At 68.6% G+C, this 5,319-nt stretch carries 8 protein-coding genes; 2 read left to right on the forward strand and 6 right to left on the reverse strand.

The window, feature by feature from the left end; genetic code table 11:
* Positions 1-1,104: selenium-binding protein SBP56-related protein (locus VFU06_00250; GenBank protein HEU5207810.1), on the forward strand; the 1,104-nt coding region annotated here is incomplete at its 5' end.
* 8 nt (positions 1,105-1,112) lie between these two features.
* Positions 1,113-1,790 carry a hypothetical protein gene (locus tag VFU06_00255; GenBank protein ID HEU5207811.1) on the forward strand — a complete coding sequence of 226 codons (678 nt, stop codon included), beginning with the start codon at positions 1,113-1,115 and terminating at the stop codon, positions 1,788-1,790.
* A 12-nt stretch (positions 1,791-1,802) separates the two neighbouring features.
* On the opposite strand, the gene VFU06_00260 is transcribed toward VFU06_00255, so the two are convergent.
* From VFU06_00260 to VFU06_00285, 6 genes are all read right to left on the reverse strand, one after another.
* Positions 1,803-2,105: a putative quinol monooxygenase gene (locus tag VFU06_00260; protein ID HEU5207812.1), complete on the reverse strand. Its 303-nt coding sequence runs from the start codon at positions 2,103-2,105 to the stop codon at positions 1,803-1,805.
* Between the two features lie 212 nt (positions 2,106-2,317).
* Positions 2,318-2,779: a DinB family protein gene (locus VFU06_00265; protein ID HEU5207813.1), complete on the reverse strand. Its 462-nt coding sequence runs from the start codon at positions 2,777-2,779 to the stop codon at positions 2,318-2,320.
* A 68-nt stretch (positions 2,780-2,847) separates the two neighbouring features.
* Positions 2,848-3,768, reverse strand: a complete 921-nt coding sequence (locus tag VFU06_00270; GenBank protein HEU5207814.1) for an MBL fold metallo-hydrolase — start codon at positions 3,766-3,768, stop codon at positions 2,848-2,850.
* A gap of 14 nt (positions 3,769-3,782) precedes the next feature.
* The gene (locus VFU06_00275) at positions 3,783-4,376 is read right to left on the reverse strand and encodes a DinB family protein (GenBank protein HEU5207815.1); all 594 of its coding nucleotides are present in this window, start codon (positions 4,374-4,376) and stop codon (positions 3,783-3,785) included.
* Between the two features lie 66 nt (positions 4,377-4,442).
* Complete coding sequence (locus VFU06_00280; GenBank protein HEU5207816.1) at positions 4,443-4,832, reverse strand: hypothetical protein; 390 nt, start codon at positions 4,830-4,832, stop codon at positions 4,443-4,445.
* 70 nt (positions 4,833-4,902) lie between these two features.
* The coding region (locus VFU06_00285; GenBank protein HEU5207817.1) for a DUF488 domain-containing protein at positions 4,903-5,319 on the reverse strand (417 nt) is incomplete at its 5' end.

The following is a 5,319-nucleotide window of genomic DNA, read 5'->3' on the forward strand; positions in this document are numbered from 1 at the left end:
CTGCGGTCCTCGCGCATCCACATCCTCGACCTCAAGGGTGATCCGCGGCAGCCGCGGATCGTCAAGGTGATCGAGCCGGAAGAAGTGATGCGCAAGACGGGCTACAGCCGGCCGCACACCGCACACTGCGGGCCGGACGGCATCTACATGAATGCGCTTGGCGCCCCTGGCGGCGACGGCCCGGGCGGCATCTTCGTCCTCGACCACGAGACGTTCGAGGTCAAGGGTCCCTGGGAAAAGGAGCGTGGCCCCCAGCACCTCGCCTACGACTTCTGGTGGCACCTCGGCCACGACACGATGATCACCAGCGAGTGGGGCACCCCCAACATGGTCCAGGACGGCGTCAACCCCGAGCTGCTGCTCGGGGGGAAGTACGGCAATGCGCTGCACGTCTGGGACCTGAAGAAGCGCTCGCACGTGAAGAAGCTGGAGCTCGGCGCCGAACAGCAGATGGTGCTCGAGCTGCGACCCGCGCACAACCCGCGACGCGCCTACGGCTTCGTCGGCGTCGTGCTCAGTCTCGCGAACCTGTCGAGCTCCATCTGGACGTGGTACCTCGACCGGGAGACCGGCGAGTGGGCGGTGCGAAAGGTGATCGAGATTCCGGCAGAGCCGGCGGACCCCGCGAGCCTGCCACCACTGCTCCAGGGCTTCGGCGCCGTGCCGCCGCTCGTCAGCGACATCAATCTCTCGCTCGACGACCGCTACCTGTACGTATCGTGCTGGGGAACCGGCGAGCTGCGCCAGTACGATGTGACCGATCCGTTCAACCCGGTGCTCACCGGCTCCGCGAAGATCGGCGGCATCGTCAGCCGTACGGCGCACCCGAGCGACGGCGCAAAGCCCCTGAACGGCGGCCCGCAGATGGTCGAGCTCAGCCGCGACGGCCGGCGCGTCTACATCACGAACTCGCTGTACAGCCCCTGGGACGCGCAGTTCTACCCCGACGGCATCCGCGGCTGGATGGCGAAGCTGGATACCGCGCCCGGTGGTGGGATGTCGTTCGACGAGCGATTCCTGCTGGAGCTCGAGGAGGGGTACCGGCCGCACCAGGTGCGCCTGGAAGGCGGAGACGCATCCTCCGACTCGTTCTGCTACGCCTGATGCCGGAGATGAGCACGCCGACCGCCATGATCCTGCTGCTGGGCGCGGTTCACGGAATCAATCCCGCGATGGGGTGGCTGTTCGCCGTGTCGCTGGGATTGCAGGAGGGGCGGGGCAGCGCGACGTGGCGGGCGCTGGCTCCCCTTGCCCTGGGCCACGCCCTGGCGATCGCCGCCACCCTGCTGGCCGCGGCGATCGTCGGGCTCGTCGTACCGCTGGACGTGCTGCGCTGGATTGCCGCGGCCGCGCTGCTCGCCTTTGGCGTCCGCTCCCTGGTCAGGCACCGTCACCCGCGCCTGGCGGGCATGCGGGTCGGCGCACGCGACCTGGCGGTATGGTCGTTCCTGATGGCCTCGGCCCACGGCGCCGGCCTGATGGTGCTGCCCTTCGTGCTGCGGATGGCGGACCCGGACGCAGGGCACGGGATGATGCACGGCGGACACGGCGCCGGAATCGCGCTGGATGCCGCGACGCCAGCGCTGGCGGCCGCGACGCACGCGGCGGATCCGGCGCTGCTCGTCGCGACCGCGCTTCACACGGCGGGCTACCTGCTCGTGGCGGGCGCGGTCGCGTGGCTCGTGTACACGCGCCTGGGACTGCGCGTGCTGCGGACCGCGTGGATCAACATCAACCTGGTGTGGGCAATCGCTCTGATCGTGACGGCACTGCTGACGCCCCTGGTCTGAGCCGGCTGGCGCTCACCCCGGTGCCCGCAGTCCGAATCCACCGAGCGGCGTCGTTTCGAACCGCTCACCGAACCCGGCGATCAGGGGACGCGCTTGCGCGATCGCCTGCTGCACCGCCGGGAGCTGCAGTGAGCTCTGATGACTCTCGCGGTCCGTCCAGACCTCGGTGATCCACAGCGCATCCGCGTCCGCCGCGTCGTGGGCAATCACGTAGGACAGGCAGCCGGGCATGTCGCCCGTGCTCTCGAGCAGGATCTCCGCGAGCGCATCGCGCTGCCCGGGTTGTGCCAGCATCTTGCCGATCAGTCCGTACATCACACCCTGAGTCGCTGGATTCGTTGAGGTGCGCGCCGCGCATGCCGGCGCCGCCAGGACCGCGGCGGTCGCCGCGAAGAACTCACGCCGCCGCATCGATCACCTGCAGGAGCAGCCACGGTCGCATCCTGGAGCAGCGTGGTAACCTGCCACGCCGCAGCCTCATGCAACGCGATATCGTGTCATGCGACGTCCTCATCACGCCCGTCGCCCTACGGCTCGTCCGCCGTCGGGCCGTACACCTGCGGCACGGTCGATCCCATGGGTCGCAGGTACGTGGTGATCTGGCCGCGGTGGTGGATCAGATCGAAGAGAAAGCTCCACGCCATGGGCGACGCCGGCCGCCGCTGTCCGAAGAACTCGAGCTCACCGTCCCACTTCTCCTGCGGCAGTGACTCCCAGCGCTGCGGGATCGCTGCGCTCCCTCGATCGTACTCGGCCAGGATCTCCTTCATCGACGACGGCATGGGCGGTGGCGCCCACTCGGCCGTCCCGTTCTCGAGCGCCTCGATGATCATCTTCTCCTCGCACACGATCTGCCACGCGATCTCCTGCGCCGTGCGCGACTTCGGGTCCGGCCTGTAGTCGGACCCTTCCGGGATGCGCGCCAGCACCTTGCGGGTGCTCTTCGTCTCGTCCGTCCAGAACTTCGTGAAGAGTGCCTTCTCGTTCATGTTCCGCCTCCTCCGCGATTGCTCACCCGGCGCGGCGCGCCGCCTGCGGCCCTGCAAAATTTGCGATGCTACTCTTCCGTGATCTCCTCGTACGCGCACGTCAGCGGGTCGCGCGCATGCTGCCGGCCGAACGGGCCGAAGGTTTCGAACCCGGGCAGCGGATCGCGCATGGCGAGGATCTCGTCACGCGAGCGGCCGGCCTTCACCTGTGCGTCGACGAACGTGAGCAGTGCGTCGAAGTAGTCGCGCAGCACCATCAGATCGTCACGACTGCCTGTGACCGGCAGCTCCGCGTTGGCGTGGCCGAAGATGTACACGGTGTCTGCTGCGTGATCATCCGCAGCGCGTACGAGCACCTCCATCCAGTTGCGGAGCGTCGCGCCCGCCGCGCGGTCGACGACCGGATGCCTGCGGTTGAACATGAGATCGCCCATGTGCGCGACGTTGGCACGCTCGAACGTGATCACCACATCGCCGCTCGTGTGCGCACGACCGTAGTGGCGCGCCACCACGTGCTCGTCGCCGACGTCCGCGGACCACGAATCCGTGAACGTCGTGTCCGGAAAGAGCTGGTCCTCGGGCGGCTCCCCGCCCGGCGGCAGTCGCATGTGCTCGGCGGCCATCTCGTGTGCGACGACCGACTTCGTGGCGCCGCGGAACGAGATGTTGCCGCCCGTATGGTCGCCGTGGTGATGCGTGTTGATCAGGACATCGACGCCGCGGCCGCCCGACTGCTGCTTCACGCCCTCCAGGAATGCGGTTGCCTCGGCCGGGAACTGGCTGTCGACCGCGACGACACCGCCGGGATTCACCAGGTAGCCGATCGTGCCGCCGCGCATCGTGAAGAACCCGACGTTGCGGCGGATCGCCGTGAACGCCGGTGGCGGCACCTGCTGCCACCCGCCGAACGCCCGCGCGGGGCGACCGATGGCGGCGGCGATGGCCGCGGCTGTGGATGCGGCGAGGAATTCGCGGCGGCTCGTCGGCATGTCGGTCTCCTGTGTCAGCTCTGCAGGTCCGGGTTGAATCGCGGCAGCCGGCGCTTCGCGGCCTCGATGTGATGACGGCTGTGGAAGATCGTGAAGAACGCGAGCTCGCGCATGGTGATCCGGCCGAGCAGGGGGTGCGGCACGCGCGCGCGGTCCAGGCTCGTCTCGCGCCAGGCGCGGACACCCGTGCGAAAGCGCTCGGTGACGCGGTGCCATCGCGACAACAGCACCGTGCGCTGGACGATCGGATCCTCGTCGTCCGCATCGGAACGCTGCGGAACGTACCGGCCGGTCGCTCCACCCCCGCGTGCGAGGCGGGCCCGGTAGGCCTCGCGCAGATCGTCGAAGCTGCGCGACGCGCGTGCGCGGCCGAAGCGGAGCTGCAGCAGCCAGGGCGAAACCGTGTACGCACGCGCGGCCGCGCTCGCGGCAATATTGAGATGATCCAGGTGCTGCGCCGGCGTCCACGCGTCGCCGATGCGCAGCACGAATTCCTGCGCGTCCAGTGAGCCGAAGAATTCACCGACCTCGCGCTCGACCCGGTCGAGCTCCTCGAGTATGGACGGCAGGGCGCTCGGTACGGCGTGCTCCATCGATGTGATGCTCATGGTGTGGTGAAGCGTACGGTGACGCAGCGGCACACGACCGGACGCATCGATTCGTATCGGCAGCCGCTACACCGCCCGGCGTTGCATCGCTTCGCGACCGGCGACAAGGAAGCCGATCGTCATCAGCAGGTGAACGACGAGGAAGACCCTGGCGGCGGCGCGCGCGGTGTGGCCGAACACACCCCAGACGTCCATCGCGGCGACGCACGCGAAGCCGACCGTGTTCGCGATGACGATTGCCCTGCGTGCCGTCGAAGGCTCGGCGTCGCGCGCCAGCCAGTTCAGCACCGCGATGCCGATGAACGGCCCACCGAAGACCCGAAGATATGCGATGAGCGCGGGCGGTGCATCGGGCGGCACGGCCTCGATTCCGGTCTGCTGCGGCGCGAACATGAAGCCGAGCCCGAGTACACCGAGATAGATGGCAGAAATCGTCAGCATCGCCTTGAGCGTCATTGTGTGCTCCCGCTATGGAAGTGCCTTCCGACGGTGGTTAGACGATCCTGTCACCCGTCGTGGGACAGCCTCATCCCTCGCGGTAGCTCAGCTGGCCCGCGACGAGGCGCGCCGGCTCCCTCAGCCGGTGCGGCTCCGCGGTGTTCTCGTCCCGGATGTGGACCGTCGGCAGGCCCAGCCAGACCAGCACGTCCGCAATGAGGCGACGGTGGCAGCGCCACCAGAGCAGCTCCGAGCACATCACGGCGGTCCGCAGCCCGTACGCGACATCGAGCAGCTCGACCAGCCCGACCGCGAACTCCGGGCTTTCGACATGGTCCGCATACGCGCGAAAGGCCGGATGGCGCCACCCCTGGTTGGGCGAGTCGGGATCGGGACGGCGCCGGCCGCCCAACGCCTCGATCCAGCGGTACTCGATGCCTGCCGATGCGAGCGTCAGGGCGAGTGCCTCGCTCGAGAACTGGGGGAAACGGCGCGAGCCGGGAAA

This window comes from Longimicrobiales bacterium (assembly GCA_035764935.1).
Lineage (GTDB): Bacteria > Gemmatimonadota > Gemmatimonadetes > Longimicrobiales > RSA9 > DASTYK01.